General features: G+C 34.4%; 15 protein-coding genes and 2 pseudogenes. 6 read left to right on the top strand and 11 right to left on the bottom strand.

Annotated elements, in window-relative coordinates:
- The first annotated feature begins 75 nt into the window (after positions 1–75).
- A complete protein-coding gene (locus J7E66_RS01800; RefSeq protein WP_214997752.1) occupies positions 76–1,353 on the top strand; it encodes an IS110 family RNA-guided transposase in 1,278 nt (425 codons plus the stop codon).
- A gap of 474 nt (positions 1,354–1,827) precedes the next feature.
- Here J7E66_RS01800 and J7E66_RS01795 read toward each other — a convergent pair whose 3' ends face one another.
- The 4 genes from J7E66_RS01795 to J7E66_RS01780 form a co-directional block, all read right to left on the bottom strand.
- Complete coding sequence (locus J7E66_RS01795) at positions 1,828–2,214, bottom strand: hypothetical protein (RefSeq protein WP_214997751.1); 387 nt, start codon at positions 2,212–2,214, stop codon at positions 1,828–1,830.
- 289 nt (positions 2,215–2,503) lie between these two features.
- The gene (locus tag J7E66_RS01790) at positions 2,504–3,694 is read right to left on the bottom strand and encodes a GTP-binding protein (protein WP_374103818.1); all 1,191 of its coding nucleotides are present in this window, start codon (positions 3,692–3,694) and stop codon (positions 2,504–2,506) included.
- 129 nt (positions 3,695–3,823) lie between these two features.
- Positions 3,824–3,973, bottom strand: a complete 150-nt coding sequence (gene rpmG / locus J7E66_RS01785) for a 50S ribosomal protein L33 (protein WP_168243666.1) — start codon at positions 3,971–3,973, stop codon at positions 3,824–3,826.
- Positions 3,974–4,235: 262 nt separating this feature from the next.
- Positions 4,236–5,165 (bottom strand): metal ABC transporter substrate-binding protein, encoded by a 930-nt coding sequence (locus J7E66_RS01780; protein ID WP_214997749.1) that lies wholly within the window; start codon positions 5,163–5,165, stop codon positions 4,236–4,238.
- Positions 5,166–5,410: 245 nt separating this feature from the next.
- Here J7E66_RS01780 and J7E66_RS01775 point away from each other — a divergent pair, with 245 nt between their 5' ends.
- The 4 genes from J7E66_RS01775 to J7E66_RS01760 all read left to right on the top strand — a co-directional run bounded on the left by J7E66_RS01775 (position 5,411) and on the right by J7E66_RS01760 (position 9,488).
- Positions 5,411–6,388, top strand: coding sequence for a permease (locus J7E66_RS01775; protein ID WP_251032704.1), 978 nt, complete (start codon positions 5,411–5,413; stop codon positions 6,386–6,388).
- A gap of 13 nt (positions 6,389–6,401) precedes the next feature.
- Positions 6,402–7,328, top strand: coding sequence for a TIGR03943 family putative permease subunit (locus J7E66_RS01770; protein WP_214997747.1), 927 nt, complete (start codon positions 6,402–6,404; stop codon positions 7,326–7,328).
- A gap of 365 nt (positions 7,329–7,693) precedes the next feature.
- On the top strand, positions 7,694–8,581 hold the full coding sequence (locus tag J7E66_RS01765) for a permease (protein WP_374103817.1): 888 nt from the start codon (positions 7,694–7,696) through the stop codon (positions 8,579–8,581).
- A gap of 13 nt (positions 8,582–8,594) precedes the next feature.
- Positions 8,595–9,488: a TIGR03943 family putative permease subunit gene (locus J7E66_RS01760; protein WP_214997745.1), complete on the top strand. Its 894-nt coding sequence runs from the start codon at positions 8,595–8,597 to the stop codon at positions 9,486–9,488.
- A gap of 849 nt (positions 9,489–10,337) precedes the next feature.
- On the opposite strand, the gene J7E66_RS01755 is transcribed toward J7E66_RS01760, so the two are convergent.
- From J7E66_RS01755 to J7E66_RS01745, 3 genes and pseudogenes are all read right to left on the bottom strand, one after another.
- Positions 10,338–10,745, bottom strand: a complete 408-nt coding sequence (locus J7E66_RS01755; RefSeq protein WP_214997744.1) for a hypothetical protein — start codon at positions 10,743–10,745, stop codon at positions 10,338–10,340.
- A gap of 211 nt (positions 10,746–10,956) precedes the next feature.
- Positions 10,957–11,154 carry a hypothetical protein gene (locus tag J7E66_RS01750; protein WP_214997743.1) on the bottom strand — a complete coding sequence of 66 codons (198 nt, stop codon included), beginning with the start codon at positions 11,152–11,154 and terminating at the stop codon, positions 10,957–10,959.
- A gap of 195 nt (positions 11,155–11,349) precedes the next feature.
- Positions 11,350–11,526, bottom strand: a pseudogene (locus tag J7E66_RS01745) (IS110 family transposase); the annotation flags it as partial.
- Between the two features lie 260 nt (positions 11,527–11,786).
- On the opposite strand from J7E66_RS01745, the gene J7E66_RS01740 reads away from it, so the two are divergent.
- Positions 11,787–13,010 carry an IS110 family RNA-guided transposase gene (locus J7E66_RS01740; RefSeq protein WP_214997742.1) on the top strand — a complete coding sequence of 408 codons (1,224 nt, stop codon included), beginning with the start codon at positions 11,787–11,789 and terminating at the stop codon, positions 13,008–13,010.
- A gap of 324 nt (positions 13,011–13,334) precedes the next feature.
- Here J7E66_RS01740 and J7E66_RS01735 read toward each other — a convergent pair whose 3' ends face one another.
- The 4 genes and pseudogenes from J7E66_RS01735 to J7E66_RS01725 all read right to left on the bottom strand — a co-directional run bounded on the left by J7E66_RS01735 (position 13,335) and on the right by J7E66_RS01725 (position 15,426).
- On the bottom strand, positions 13,335–14,018 hold the full coding sequence (locus J7E66_RS01735) for a hypothetical protein (protein WP_214997741.1): 684 nt from the start codon (positions 14,016–14,018) through the stop codon (positions 13,335–13,337).
- Positions 14,019–14,032: 14 nt separating this feature from the next.
- A pseudogene (locus tag J7E66_RS33055) lies at positions 14,033–14,302 on the bottom strand (insertion element protein); the annotation flags it as partial.
- A gap of 314 nt (positions 14,303–14,616) precedes the next feature.
- The gene (locus tag J7E66_RS01730) at positions 14,617–14,841 is read right to left on the bottom strand and encodes a hypothetical protein (RefSeq protein WP_214997740.1); all 225 of its coding nucleotides are present in this window, start codon (positions 14,839–14,841) and stop codon (positions 14,617–14,619) included.
- Between the two features lie 315 nt (positions 14,842–15,156).
- Complete coding sequence (locus J7E66_RS01725; RefSeq protein ID WP_214997739.1) at positions 15,157–15,426, bottom strand: hypothetical protein; 270 nt, start codon at positions 15,424–15,426, stop codon at positions 15,157–15,159.
- Between the last annotated feature and the right edge of the window lie 215 nt (positions 15,427–15,641).

The raw sequence follows: 15,641 nt of genomic DNA, 5'->3' as shown, positions 1-15,641 counted from the left end.
AAAAAAATAAAGCTCCTCAGTAAGATATGAGTATAGACACCACTCTAACTCAAAACCTTAGGAGGAACCCCTACTATGAAGTTTAAAATGCAAGACAAACAAAATCAACTAGTAGAAAGAATTTCCAATAAACATCTCGTTGTTGGTGTGGACATTGCTCAACAATTTCATGTCGCTCGAGCAGTGAATTTTCGGGGAATTGTTGTAGGTGATCCTCTCACATTTGAAAATAACGATGAGGGATTTACTATTTTATTAAACTGGATTAACAAACTAAAAAGGACCAATAACTTAGATACGACTATAGTCGGCATGGAACCTACTGGACATTACTGGGTTAATCTATCAAAGTGGCTTGTCGAACATAATATTGATGTAGTTACAGTAAATCCGTACCATGTGAAAAGGAATAAAGAGAATCGAGATAATACCCAGTCAAAAAGCGATAAAAAAGATGCACTAGTAATCGCTGATATGGTGAAGAATGGTTACTATTCCATCGTTCGTCCTACTTCTGAATCCTTTGAAGAACTTCGAGTTCTTATGTCTAACCGTGATGTTATTGTTAAGCGGCTCGTTAGTTCAATCAACCAAATAAATCGTTGGGTAGATATTGTCTTTCCAGAGTTTCGACAAGTGTTTAAAGACGTGACAGGTAAAGGGGCAATCGCAACCCTTCGTTTATTTCCCACCCCATTCGAATTGTGTTCAATACAACCTCAAAGCGTGGTTCTCGGATGGAGGTCTCTGATGAAGAGACAGCCTGGATTAAAAAAGGCCCATTTACTTATTCATTTAGCTAAACGTTCTATTGGAACCAAGAAAGCACTTGATGCTTATAAATTTCATCTACAACAATTATTAGAGGAATACGATCTCGCAACTACACAACTCGAAAGAGTTGAACAACAGGTCACAGAAGCACTTAAACAAATTCCATATGCCCAGCAATTGCTTACTATTAAAGGAATTAGTGAAATTTCATTGGCTGGTATATTAGGGGAAGCAGGAGATTTAAGTGGCTTTGCCCACGGCAATTCTTTACTAAGACATGCAGGATTGCACCTAGCTGAAGCAAGTTCAGGAAAGTGGAAAGGTCAAATTGTCATTTCTAAACGAGGAAGATCTAGACTTCGGCGTTTTCTCTACTTAGCGACGATGAGCCTTGTCATGAACAACCCTGAGTTTAAAGCTTTACACACCTCAAATGTTAAGGTGAAAAAAAAAATCAAAAAAATGAATTCAATTATGAAATTGGTTGGTAAACTGGCTCGGATATTTGTAGGAATAGCCAAACGAAATGAGTCCTATTGTCCAGAAAAATTACAACCTATAACTTCTTTAGCAGCATAGAACTAATAGTTTCATAGAAACACTTACTAGTTTCCCGAAAGGGAAACTCCAATAAATAAATAATAATAAAGAGTGATTGTTAGCTTTACACTTATCGAATGTTGGCTTATTCGTAGGATTTCAAATATGTACGGAGTACCAGATTTATTGAACAAAAGGGCACTGACCCATCAGGTTAGCATTACTGCCTCCACCCCTTGGATAGGTATGACGAAGGAATGATAGGGCAATTGACCCGTTGAGACATGGGAGGGAAAGCCTCCAAGGGCGGCGTGGAGAATGTACATCATTTGGTAAAATGTGAAGTTTTGTAATACTCCTTTATTTCACTATGCCTTCACGGAGCCATAATGATCTGAACTCATTTCATTTAATCGTTAAATCCATATTTAGGGTTATGAAATCCTGCGAATAAGCGAGTATTCGTGAGAAAATCGTATTAAACTGAGGGAGTTGAACAAGACATACTCTCTTTTATTTTCCTACATAATCAATCTCAATCCCATTCACTTTTTTATCCATTTCGTAAGTTTCAGAGGATTTATCATAAATAACTTTTAGGTTCTTTTCATCAAGCCATTCAATAGAAAAGTCTTTATCTGACCTAAATGTATTTCCCGATTCATTTTGAAAATCGTCATCTTTATCTAAAATGGATAATTGAGGTGAGAATCCCGTTGTTGCTCCACAACTTCTTTTGAAAACATAAGCCACATTCTCACCACTAGGAGAAGGGACTTTTTGTACAATATCATTTCCACACATATCTCCAAACAATGTATCCAATACATATTTACCAACCATAAATACAGCAAGTATTGTGATTATTGTTATCAAAATAGGTTTCACTTTATTTTTCATTTAACTCACCTTGATTCAATTTGTATATTTGAAGTTTTCTTTAGCATTCCCAAAAGTCCTTCTTGCACCAACCTGCATCCTTTAGTTTAACAAGAAAAAAGAGCCGCAGATACGACTCTTTGTTTAACTCAAGCACCCGTTACTTTAAGTACATTTCTTCACAAACTTACTTTTCTCACATAAAAATGGACAAAGTGCTTAAGCATTACCCCTACGTGGAATAAGTAAAAATATTATAACTGGATACCCTTAATTGTCATGTCATTTGGTGGGAGAGCTAAATTTATATCTATACTGCTGTTGTAATGGTCCATACAAAAGGATCATTCATTTCATTCCAATTTTGTGTCATCTCCTCATCGGTCAACAAACATCTGTCTAATGAAGCTTTTACAAGGTTTTTATCCATGTCAATTCCAATTAGGACAAGTTCATTTTTCCGATCTCCATACTTTTCATCCCAATCATCTCTTAATTCAGGATTTTCTTCAAAATACTGGGCATGTTGTTCAGAAGGTAAAGAAGCTATCCAGTAAGAAACAGGCTCTAATTGTATCGATGGACCTGCTTGCGAGAATAATAAAGCTAGGTCATTTCTAGTTGCACACCATACGATTCCCTTTGCCCTCACTATCACATCAGGCATTTCATCTACCCAACGATTAAATCTTTCAGAATGAAATGGAACCGAACTTCTATAAACAAAAGAGCTTATCCCATACTCTTCCGTTTCAGGGGTATGCTCAGGTGTCTCTAATTCTTTTAACCAGCCTGCCGATTGGCTTGCAGTTTCAAAATTAAATAAACCTGTATTCAATACCTCTATAAGTGGAAGTTTTCCGTTTACGGTACGATGAAATTTTGCTTCGGGTTGGAGCTTTCTTAAAAATCCCTCCAGCTGCCTTAATTGCTCCTGTTCTAATAAATCACATTTATTAAGGACTAAAACATCACAAAACTCAATTTGGTCTATTAATAAATCTGCGACAGATCGATCGTAATCTTCACCTAAAGCCTGATTTCTTTCTAATAGCAGGTCGCCAGAGGAAAAATCATGCCAAAACCTATTTGCATCAACCACCGTGACCATGGTATCTAGCCGACAATACTTGGTCAGGTCAATCCCCAATTCTTCATCAATGTAAGAAAATGTTTGGGCAACTGGAACTGGCTCGCTAATTCCTGTTGATTCAATCACAATGTAATCAATGTTTCCTTTCTGGACGAGCCGTTCCACTTCCTTTAAAAGATCTTCTCTTAAAGTGCAACAAATACATCCATTGGTTAGTTCAACCAGTTTTTCTTCCGTCCTATTAAGCCCTCCACCTTGTTTAACCAACTCAGCATCTACATTAATTTCGCTCATGTCATTGACGATAACAGCAACTCTTAATCCCTCACGGTTTTGAAGAATATAATTTAATAATGTTGTCTTACCTGCACCTAAATAGCCACTTAAAACGGTTACTGGAATTACAATTTCTTTCACTTTATCCTTCCTTCCATTTGATTTAAATCAAAATCATTACGATTTACATATTATACTTGTCCATGATTCATCGGAATATTGTTAATGTCCATAGATTTAACCTATAACTTTGCAAAATATCTACTTCGTTTCTCTGTGTATTGTATAACGTTTCAATCTAGGAGAATATTTTCTTAATTCTAGCCTTTCTGGATTATTTCTTTTGTTCTTAGTAGTTATGTAATTTCTGTCACCTGTTTCTGTACATTGCAGAGTTATTTTTACTCTCATATAAGTTCCTCCTTTCAACAAATCGAAATGATTACGATTTAGATTTTACATGAGTTCTTTTTATCATGTCAAGCTCAAGATAAAATTCCTTGTTATTTGAATCATTTATTTTTAGAAAATTCCTTATAAAATGAAATCCAACTAAACGCTGCCCTTTTAGGTCAAAAAGAAAAGCAGAAAAAGGCAGCGTAAACCATTAGATAAATTAATGAAATCATAAACTTTTTTAATATTATTAATTAACTCCAAACTAAATAACTAATCAATAAATCGATAATTTCAATGCATCCAGATTTTTTTTCATAACACCAATATAGTCTAATCCTTGTTGTTGTTCTTCTTTCGTTAATCCCTCTAATGGATTTAATACTTCCGTTTTAGCACCTATTTCTTTTGCTAACGTTTCCGCCACTTTTGAAGATGTCATTTCCTCAAAATAAACAATCTTTATATTTTTCTTCTTTGTTAATTCCGTTAGTTCAGCTAATTTCCCTAATGTTGGTTCAACGTCGGGTGATAGTCCTGCGATAGGAATTTGAGTCAGTCCATATTGTTTTGCCAAGTACCCAAATGCAGCATGTTGTGTAACAAATTCTTTCTTCTTGGCTTTATCAATTGTCTCTTTATATAAGCGGTCCAGATCTGCTAACTCAGAATTTAAAGCCGTTGCATTTTTTTGAAACTGGTCTTTATTACTAGGATCTGCCTGTTCTAAAGCCTTAGCAATTGTGTTAACTTCTTGCTGAGCAAATACTGGAGAAAGCCAGACATGTGGATCTTTAGAAGCAGTATGCTCCTCCCCTTCCTCTGATTCCAGTGCATCCATCAATTTAATCCCACTGGAAGCCTCCACAACCTTTAAATTGGAATCATTAATACTTTTCAATACCTTTTCAGTCCAAATTTCAAAGTATTGACTATTGTAAATAAAAACATCAGCGTCTTGAATTTTAGCCATATCCTTTGCTGTCGGTTCCCAATCGTGTGGTTCTGCACCATTTGGTATTAATAGTTCCACATTTGCTGAGTCGCCTGCCACCTTTTTGGCAAAGTAGTACATTGGATAAAAAGTAGTGACAATTTGCAGTTTTTTAGAACCTTCACTTGTTTTTTCACTTTTTGTTGAAACTGTGTTAGAGCAACCACCTACCATTAATAGGAAAATAATTAATGGGATTAAAAGTCTTTTCATGTTCATTTCCCTCCAAAGTTGTCTTTTATTAGGAATTATTACGATTTAAAGAAAATAATTTTTTTGTAATATTTAAGATTAATAGCAATATATAAATCGTAATTATTACGAATTACATCTTATAACGATTATTTATTTATGTCAATCATCAAATTTTAATGAAATAAACGAATCATAATCGCATATCCATATGAAAGGAATGATAGATTTGAGGAGGTAGAATGGTTGTGAGCTTTATAAATAAGATGGTAAAAGATAGCCTCGTTTTACTATTATTTTGTTTATTCCTTTTTCTATTTCTTTTTGCGGAGGAATTAAAAAACATTTCTTTTTTTACTAGAATCCCTAGTACGTTTTTTAATGTAAATACCATTTTTCTTAGTATTATTTTAGAAGCAATCCCATTTATTTTACTGGGTGTATTTGTATCGGCAATTATTCAATCATTTGTTTCCGAAAATGTAATCCGAAGGGTCGTGCCCCGTAATGCCTATTTAGCCCTTATACCTGCCGCTTTACTTGGAATAATCTTTCCTATATGTGAGTGTGCCATCGTTCCTGTCGTTCGCAGGTTAATAAAAAAAGGCATGCCTTCACATGTAGGTGTTGTATTTATGCTTAGTGCTCCAATCTTAAACCCTGTCGTTTATGCGTCTACTTATTTTGCATTTAAAAGCACACCTTATGTAGCCAATGCAAGGATGTTTGTAGGATTTATAAGTTCCATTATTATTGGATTAATCATTTACAGACGTTTTAAAGGTGAAAATATTCTTAAAGTGCAAAAGGAAGACCACCACCACCACCACCAAAGAGGAAATAAACTATTAGAAACACTCTATCATGCAAGTGATGAATTATTTGATACAGGTAAGTATTTATTCATAGGTGCATTTCTTGCCAGTTTATTTCAAGCTTTCTTAGACCGAAATGTTCTCCTATCAATAGGTACTAGCACAACCTTTGCACCAATGGCTATGATGGGTCTAGGATACCTCCTTTCTGTATGCTCTTCAGCAGATGCCTTTGTAGCTTCGTCATTTGGTTCCACTTTTACAGAAGGTTCCATACTTGCATTTCTTGTTTTCGGTCCTATGATTGATATAAAAAACACCTTAATGTTATTGGGTTATTTTAAGAAAAAGTTTGTCATTTATCTACTATTGGTAACTCCTCTTGTCGTCTATTTTTCCGTATATATTTTTCAGCTAATTTTTTTATAAAAGGGGTGTCCTAATGAGACCTAATAAAATCCAAGATTTTTCTTTTCATCATCTTATCAGGGGAATCATTTTGATTGGATTTATGTTGCTTTTATTTAAATTACTTCTAACGAATAATATATCTCTTTTAATCGCACCAAAAATGATTCGATTTATTTACTTTACTCTTTTTATATGCCTTATTCTTGGAGTTCTTTTGATTATAAGAGGAACTTCAGGGAAGGATCATTCTTATCATTGTGATTGTGACGGGGATCATACCTATCCCTCCTCTTTCTCAAAAAGTGTGTTTCTTTATTTATTATTTATTATTCCTATAACCACAGGATTTCTTTTCTCGAACAATGTGCTAGGAAGCTCTGTTGCAATGAATAGAACGATTAAATTGGGAGCTACCTCTCAACCGACTGAACAAAATAAAACTATAAGTAACAGTTCAAGTTTACCATCATCATCTAATACCAATAAATTTAATACATCAACTAACACACAAAGTGTACTTGATAATCAACCTGAGCCTTTAACTCAAAAAGAATATGATGCGTTGAAGAATAAAATATTAAAGGCTAATATCATTAATATAGAAGATAACCAATATGTAAACATAATGAGCATAATTCAAGATAATCTAAATGCTATGATTGGAAAAATCGTAACCACAAAAGGATTTGTGTATCGGGAAAAAGAATTTATGCAAAACCAAATTATTGTTGCTCGATTTGGAATCACATGCTGTGTTGCCGATGCCTCGGTATATGGAATAATGGCAAAAGGAGAGGTAGCTGCATTGCCGAAAGATAAATGGGTTCAAGTAACAGGAAAAATTGAGCAAACCCAATTCAATGGGGAGACAATTCCCGTTATAAAAATTGACCAGCTTTCAAAAATTACTGCTCCACAGCAACCCTATGTGTTTGATGTAGGTATTAGAATTGAATAGCCCTTTAATTATTAATGAAAAAAATGATTACTCCATCAAATTAAAAACAAGATTAAAGGCATTTATTTTTATCTATTCATAAAATATTCACATTTAAGTAGTAGAATCATTTTGGGGTAAAGGAACCATTACCTATTACAGAGAAATCCAGCCGTAATTGTGCTGGATTTTCTATTTCTAATTATTATTGGTTTCAAATAAAACATTTAGAAAATTCTTTTGAACTGTTAACATTTTCGTCACAAAGATTGTTTAATATATTTTAATGGGAAACATATCTACCCCATATGGAAAATCAAAACATATGAAATTAGTGATAATTTTGATGGTAGAAGTTGTTTTTTTAAAGAAACCAATTGTGTTATATCACAGGAGGAATATGCATGGATCGATTATTACAATTGAATACGATTTTTATAAGTATTATCATTGAAGCATTCCCATTTATTGTCGTTGGGGCTTTTATTTCTGCACTGATAGAAGTTTTTGTTTCTGAAAATACACTGCTTAGAATTCTCCCAAAAAATAGATATTTATCTGTTGTTGCTGCTAGTTTTATGGGAGTATTATTTCCTGGATGTGAATGTGGTATTGTTCCCATAGTTTCACGGTTAATAAAAAAAGGACTCGCCCCTCATGCAGGAATTGCCTTTATGCTTTCTGGTCCAATTATCAATCCTATTGTTTTATTTGCTACATTTATTGCATTCGGGGATAGCTGGACGATGGTAGGGTATCGAGCAGGGTTAGCAATCGGTGTTTCAATTTTAGTTGGACTTGTATTATCTTTTGTCATAAAGGACAATCCACTAAAAGAAAATAATGAAATACATGTTCACGACCATTCTCACCAGAATACTAGACAAAAATTAATGAGTGTTTTTAACCACACCGTTGACGAATTTTTTAGTATGGGAAAATACGTAGTGCTAGGTGCACTAATTGCATCTACTATGCAAGTTTATGTACCTACACGGATATTAACAACACTGGGCGGTACGCACGTAACTGCTATATTGGTTATGATGGCTTTAGCTTTTATATTATCTGTTTGTTCGGAAGCTGATGCTTTTGTAGCAGCATCTTTTCGTAATTTTTTCCCCCAAACTTCAGTCGTATCTTTCTTAGTGTTTGGCAATATGGTAGATATTAAAAATTTACTTATGATGTTTGGGTCTTTTAAGGCAAAATTTGCGGTTCTTTTAGTTTCATTGATTACTTCATTTGTATTCATTGGTTCACTTCTTTTGTAAAGGATGTGGGATGATGTTTAAAGTCCTTATTTTAATACTTACTACAAACTTGTTTTTTATGCTGCATACCACTGGAAACATTTCAAAATATATAAACATGAAATATAGCTTCTTATCTGCGAGTATGATCGTGATTTTATTCATACTTACAGTTGTCGAAGGAATTAAATTATGGTCTTCTGGAGAAAAGAAAGAGGAACAACATGATTGTGATTGTAGCTACGATCATCATGACCATGAACACCATCATGAACATGGTCACGAAAAAAAGAAACAATCTGCTGGAAAAAAGATAAAAAAATTCTTGGCTTACACTCTTGTGTTAATTCCTGCTATTTCTGGAGTGGTTTTGCCAGTGGCAACTCTTGATTCACAGCTTGTGGATGCAAAGGGGTTTTCATTTCCGACATTAGAAGACGGAAGTGATCGATACGGGACTCATCAAGTTCTGAATCCTGATATGAGTAAATTCATGAACCAAGCTGATTTTGTGGATTTAGTAAGGAAAGAGTCTAAGTCTTATATTCCAAAAAATAATATTACTTTAACGGATAAAGACTATTTAGTCGGGTTAGAAGTAATGTATAATTTTTCAGGGGCGTTTGCAGGGAAAACTATTACCATGAAAGGATTTACTTACAATGGTCCAGGAGAACAACCTAACCAGCTGTTTTTACTTCGCTTTGGGCTCATTCACTGTGTCGCTGACTCTGGTGCCTTTGGAATGATGATTCAATTCCCGAAAAACGTACACATACCGAATGACCAATGGTATCAAGTAACAGGAACAATGGATACAGTTTATTATCCACAAATGAAAACCAAAATTCCTGTTTTAAAAGTAACAAGCTACAAAACCATTCCAAAGCCTAATGACCCTTATGTTTATAGAAACACTTTGAATTAATTAAAGGACCCTATTTGGGGTCTTTTTTTGTCGATTTATGTATGGAAATATAGAAAAACAAAAGAGCTTGGAAAAGGCTCCATCTCTTAGTCTAGATTATGTTTTTACTCCCTCTTTAATCCATCTTTGGCAGATAAGGTGGGCATTTGTGACCGTCTAGTTAAATGACACAGTTTTTGCTCATTTAAGTGACACACTTAAATGGAAATTAGATTAAAATAAATGTCCTTTGACACGGAGCCTCTACGAACATGATTCTCTTATAAAACGAAGTCAAACTGTTTTTGGCAAATAAAAAGGCATTATGTTTTATGAATATAAAAAGAGCCTAAATATACAAGTAGTGAATAAAAACTTGCATAATTTAGGCTCTTTTTAGTTTATTCCTTGTTTCAGTAAAGCATCCGTTAGTTGAATTAGTTCTTTAAAATAAAGAAAACAAAACTTCTATGAAGATGAATGATGCAATTAAAGTTAACCATCCAATTTTATTTGTTACTGGCTTCTGAAGGAATTGGATTTTAGACAAAATAAACGAAACTCCAAAAAATAATATTATACTATACATGGTAGATAGCCAAAATGATGTTCCAATTTTCCCAAGATGATTAAGAGAAATGATTATAAACGTAAACGAAATACCTCTAGCTACATTTTCCCATTTTTTCAAGTTTAATGAACCGCCTTTATTATAGGATACATTTATACTCTATAATAATCGATTTAACCCACCAGAAATATTGGGAATCAATCCCTCCTTTCAGCTAATCATGTCGTAAGAAAAACACTTTACTACTTTTTTCAGTAAAGCACCCGTTAGCTTAAGTACAACGTTTCACAATCTCATTTTTACCAAAGCTTATCAATAAGTTGTGATTCATTTACTTCAAGGATTTCGATGTTATTGCAATAAAAATCAATATCCCTATTTTCAAAACCCCGAACCTGGAATTTAATATTCTCCCAACTCTTATCACGAAAATCCACAACTTCCAACCATGATAATTGGATTACTGTTCCGCCAGCAATCATCTCAAAGTTTTCCACCCTGTTAAAACGAATTTTTACCTCAAATCTCTGAGCTTCTTTAGTATCATAGATAAAATTCATATCTACATTTGTCCGATTTCTTTCGTCAAACAAGGCTATGTTATCAAACTCTACGAAGTATCTAATATCTGTGATGTATTCTAAATCAAGAAATGAAAATTCGGGAGAAATATCCGTCAACAAATTCATATTTTCAATTTTCAGCAAAGTAATTCCCCCATTTATTTTAATATTGATGTCCTTAACATTTTCCAAAAGGTCAAAGAAATGAATGTAAAAGCTGCCATAATATGACCCCAAAATTATAAGGTGTATTGAATGAATACACCTCTAGCTTAGCTCAATACTTTTATGAATTCGCTGTTCTTCCTTATATCCCCTTCTTATGCTAAACTCCCTCAATAAAGAAAGCAAAATCTCACGATTTCTCCGTTTTTCTTAGATTTTCATAGTAGTGTACCTTCCGGTAATCATTTAATAGTTGGGTGAACATTACTGAAAAGGATAAAACTGGTCCCTTTGAGAAAAAAGACTTATAGCCCACTAACCAATCACTTACAGAAATTGGTGGATGAGTCAAAATATGATCGCACTGGTGGATGTCCATATTTCTCATGGAGGTCAACCCTCCCATGTCTCACAGAGTCTTCGCTCTCAAATTCCTTCGTCCAACCTTTCCATGAGGTGGATGTCAGCCATGCTGCCCCACAGGGTCCTTTGCCCGTAATTTAGTTGCTTTGCCGACTAATCCGAGCTTCAAATGTACCCAAATCTATAATGCTACTACTATTTAACCTAATCTAAAACAGAATCAAGCGGCCATTTCTACCTTCTTTGATACTGACAAATGAGGAATATCCTTTAACATCTTTTCTTCACTAAATTCAAATTGCTTTTTACCTATGCTAAAGAAAATACGGATCAGTTTATTACACAAGGCAATAAGGGATTGCATCTTCTTTAATGGATTATCAGAACGTTTAGTATAGCCATCCATGAAGCGCAAAAATCAGCGCTTCACCACAGAGAATGAAAATGGTCATTAACCGTCAATACTGATTCTACGGCTGGGAGAGGAAGGTCGATGAACTATGGTGCGTTAGAGCCCATCCGTTAGTCTGACTCCACCGACCACGGTGCACCACTGACTGTCGCTCCCTTACGGGAAGCACACATGGTAGATTAATCCTATTCTGGTTGATGCACCAGCCTCTAATTATAACAATTGCCGTAGAAAGGATGTTTTCAATGGATGTAGTCATTGAAAGAGCATGCGGTATGGATGTCCATAAGGACAATATTACCGCCTGTATTATGACACCTAAAGGAAAGGAGATTCAAACGTTTTCTACTAAAACTGTATACCTATTACAGTTGGTTGACTGGATTAAACAACATAATTGTACCCATGTCGCCATGGAAAGCACGAGTGTTTATTGGAAGCCTATTGTGAATTTACTAGAAGCTGAAAATATTGAGTTTTTAGTTGTGAATGCCCAACATATGAAGGCAGTTCCAGGACGCAAAACAGATGTAAAGGATGCAGAATGGATTGCCAAGCTTCTTCGCCACGGACTACTCAAAGCTAGTTATATCCCTGACCGAAATCAACGTGAATTGCGTGAACTCGTTCGCTATCGTAGAAGTATTATTGAGGAGCGTGCCAGACAACATAATCGAATCCAAAAGGTGTTAGAAGGCGCGAACATTAAGTTGGGGTCGGTTGTTTCAGATGTGTTGGGTGTTTCAGCACGAGATATGCTTGATGCCATTGCCGATGGTGAAGAGGATCCTGAAAAACTAGCAAACTTCGCTCGACGCACCATGAAAAAGAAGAAAGAAGAACTGGAACTCGCTCTTAAAGGTTATATTAATTCGCATCAACGTCTTATGTTGAAAACCATTTTAAAGCATATTGATTTTTTGACTGAACAAATCGAAATGCTGGATCAAGAAGTGGCGGAAAGAGTAAGCACCCATCAAGAAGATATCGAAAGGCTAGATTCCATTCCTGGGATAGCTACTAGAATCGCTGAACAAATATTATCCGAAATCGGGACTGATGTTAAAAAACAATTCCCAACTGCCTCTCACATGTGTTCCTGGGCAGGTTTGGTTCCAGGGCAAAACGAGAGTGCTGGGAAAAGAAAATCAGCCAAAACCAAAAAAGGAAACAAATATTTGAGATCCGCATTAACGGAAGCAGCTCATTCAGTAAGAGGATCAAAGAACTATCTGGGAGCACTATATAGGCGTACCGCATCACGAAAAGGCAAGAAACGCGCAGGGATTGTCGTCGCTCATGCCATGTTGCGCATCTCTTATTATCTTTTAACCCGAAAAGAAATGTATGTAGACTTAGGCGAAGACTACTTTGATAAGCAGAGACAACAATCTATCGTTCGGCATTCACTTAGGCGACTCGAAAGTTTAGGATATACAGTAACATTAGAAGAACCTAAAGCATCTTAATCCAGTCACTTTCTAAACCATAGGATCCATGAATTTGGCGCTCTCCCCTTTTTTTAAAAATGAATGAGCTGCGTCCTCTTTAGTATTGCCTTTTTTTGGGATTACAGAATTTTATTTTCATGGTAGTTTAAGTGAGAACGTTCACAAACTATGCAAAAAAACCAGATAGTTATTCTCTAACGGGTTCGGTTTTGAAGTACAAAATTATAAATAACATAGCAATTAACAACAAAAATAAGCAATAAATCATCAAACAATTAGCAATTGAATTAGCATAGAAAAGAGCATTGGCTTTATGCAATGCTCTTTTTAATATTCAATTATTTAATTTTTTATATGTTTTAACCATTGGACCGAAATTGTTTCAACCCATTCTCTAAAAGTATTACAATTGTTAATCTTGTAAAGTGTATACTCTGGATATTTATCATAAGGAGTAATGAAATCAAAAAAATGGTCAGAGGCATACATAAGAACTTCACTAGATTGAATATGGTACATCGTAACATTCCCATTCGCTTCGAAAGCAAATGATATATAATCATCGGGCTTTATTTTTACTTCTATTCCTTCTTCCTGACACATTTCATTAAATAAGTCTTCAAATCCGCTAAAACCAATTTGTGCATCTTCATAGGTTAATGGGTTATTTAAATTCATCAGCCAAGTATCTTCAGGTTCATTCCATCTTTCAGTTATCCCACCAAAATTTTTTAATAAAAGGATATGGTCAGGTTGAAGTGGCTTATCAACTTTTATTATGGGTTCTAAACAAAGCCAACCAAATGACTGAGAAGCTAAATTTGTCCAACCATATAGTTCGAAATTTTGACCTTCGTATTTAATTTTTGTAATTCGTGCTTTTTTGAGTAATTTTGTTAATGAAGGAAATTTGTCTTCAAATTCTTTAGAACAAATAAATGATTTTTTCTCAATTACTTCTATTTTTTCGTTATCGCTAAAAAACCAAGATATATCGGTCAAAAAGTCTGCCAAATCTTTATTCATACATTCACCCACTATTATCTAAGATACAATACATCATTAATATTAAATTTTTTAGTTACAAGTCCTAGTGGCTGTGCAGGTGTAACGATAGTTTCCGTTTTCCCTTCTTTTGTCTTATAGGCTAAACAGAAATTGTAATATGTCCGAAGGATTGTTAAAGCCATTTGAGCATATTTAGGATTGAAATTAGAGTAAATATAGCTCTTACCGTCGCCACGAACGGTTGTCAGTGGTCGTTCTAAAATAGATAATCTTCTACGAATATGTTGGATAAATGTATTTGTGGCATTGTCATTTACATTTAAAATTAGTGCCGCAATATCTTTTGGTTCAAGAGAAGAGAGGTCTGTGGTGCAATCAACGGAACGATAACCTCTATCAGGTGTAGCTAAAGGGTGTTCAACTGGATTATCTGCATATTCGTTATGGGAACTTGTTCCATCAGAATCCTTTTTATGAAACCGATGTGTTTCAAATAAATCCGTTTAATAAAGGTATGCCAATTTCCGCAAAGAGTTTGTCCCTAAATCACTTAAAGAACCCCATTCTAATAAATTCGCTTTGGCTTCTTTAAATTCCTCGTATGCTTTTTTACGAACTAGTTATTATTACTTTTTTTCTTTAAAAACAACATTTCCAAGATGAAAGCAATTAAGCATAATCCCATTAGTGAATCAATAATATTTTGAACCAGCATTGAATCAATTTTTAAAATACGAGTGATTATTTCAGTAAATAAAATAAGAAAGAAAAACAACCGCAAGATTTTTTGCTTTTTTGAAAGATTAGAAACAGGTTCAAAAAAAGTATTTAATAACTTCATAAAAATTCTCCGATTTACCATTTATATATACTTCATTATACCTAAATCAAGGTAAAAATCTTTCTTTTTATTTTCTTTAGCGATTATTGGTATTTGTTCTTAAACTAAACTGCCACCGTTAGCTGAAGAAGAAATAAGCCGCCAAAAATGGCAGCTGAATCTTCAACTCAAGCACCCGTTAGCTTAAGTACATTTTTTCACAAACTTGTTTTTATTAAAAAAGCACCCTTCATTTAATTGAAGGTTCTTACCTGTTCATTGAAAAACAAATAGACTTTCCCGTTATGCTGGAAAAGCCCATTTAGACACAAGCACCTAGAAATTACGTTTTAACAATCTTTGAAATACCAAGCTTGCTAACAAAAGCGGAACTAAACTTAACCACATAAAGGTATTAGCAAAACTATTTAATTCAATTGTTGTAGAACCTTCGCCAATTCTAAAATTCATCAAGTATACAGGAAAGGTTTCCATCCCTTTTGGGATAATAATGTTCTGATAAGAATTGCCTGTACTAAACAGTTCAATAGCAAAAATAAGTAATAAACCACAAAGAGTTGATAAAATCCAGCTTTTTCTTGTCATCTTATTCCTCCTTTTTACTTTAAAGAGAAATATTCTTCATTTAACAAAAAAATTCCTTCTTCAGCTAACCTGCCATTTAGTTGAAGAAGAAAAAAGTCGCCGCAGCGACCTTTTGTTGTGAAACTAACGTTTTACGAGTCCTAAAGTAATAACCATCCCTTGAATACAGAGTTACTTTTTAAATTAACCGAAGTGTTATTGATATATTATTTAGT

The sequence above is a fragment of the Bacillus sp. ISL-7 genome, assembly GCF_018613065.1.
The sequence above is the reverse complement of the archived record's forward strand: the minus strand, read 5'-3'. Positions and strand labels throughout refer to the sequence as shown.

Coding starts and splice junctions, on each gene's coding strand:
- J7E66_RS01800 (WP_214997752.1), top strand. CDS start 76: ATGAAGTTTAAAATGCAAGACAAACAAAATCAACTAGTAGAAAGAATT.
- J7E66_RS01760 (WP_214997745.1), top strand. CDS start 8,595: ATGTTTAAAGTCCTTATTTTAATACTTACTACAAACTTGTTTTTTATG.
- J7E66_RS01770 (WP_214997747.1), top strand. CDS start 6,402: ATGAGACCTAATAAAATCCAAGATTTTTCTTTTCATCATCTTATCAGG.
- J7E66_RS01735 (WP_214997741.1), bottom strand. CDS start 14,018: ATGAATAAAGATTTGGCAGACTTTTTGACCGATATATCTTGGTTTTTT.
- J7E66_RS01740 (WP_214997742.1), top strand. CDS start 11,787: ATGGATGTAGTCATTGAAAGAGCATGCGGTATGGATGTCCATAAGGAC.
- J7E66_RS01750 (WP_214997743.1), bottom strand. CDS start 11,154: ATGAGAAATATGGACATCCACCAGTGCGATCATATTTTGACTCATCCA.
- J7E66_RS01775 (WP_251032704.1), top strand. CDS start 5,411: ATGGTAAAAGATAGCCTCGTTTTACTATTATTTTGTTTATTCCTTTTT.
- J7E66_RS01780 (WP_214997749.1), bottom strand. CDS start 5,165: ATGAAAAGACTTTTAATCCCATTAATTATTTTCCTATTAATGGTAGGT.
- J7E66_RS01795 (WP_214997751.1), bottom strand. CDS start 2,214: ATGAAAAATAAAGTGAAACCTATTTTGATAACAATAATCACAATACTT.
- rpmG (WP_168243666.1), bottom strand. CDS start 3,973: ATGAGAGTAAAAATAACTCTGCAATGTACAGAAACAGGTGACAGAAAT.
- J7E66_RS01725 (WP_214997739.1), bottom strand. CDS start 15,426: ATGACAAGAAAAAGCTGGATTTTATCAACTCTTTGTGGTTTATTACTT.
- J7E66_RS01730 (WP_214997740.1), bottom strand. CDS start 14,841: ATGAAGTTATTAAATACTTTTTTTGAACCTGTTTCTAATCTTTCAAAA.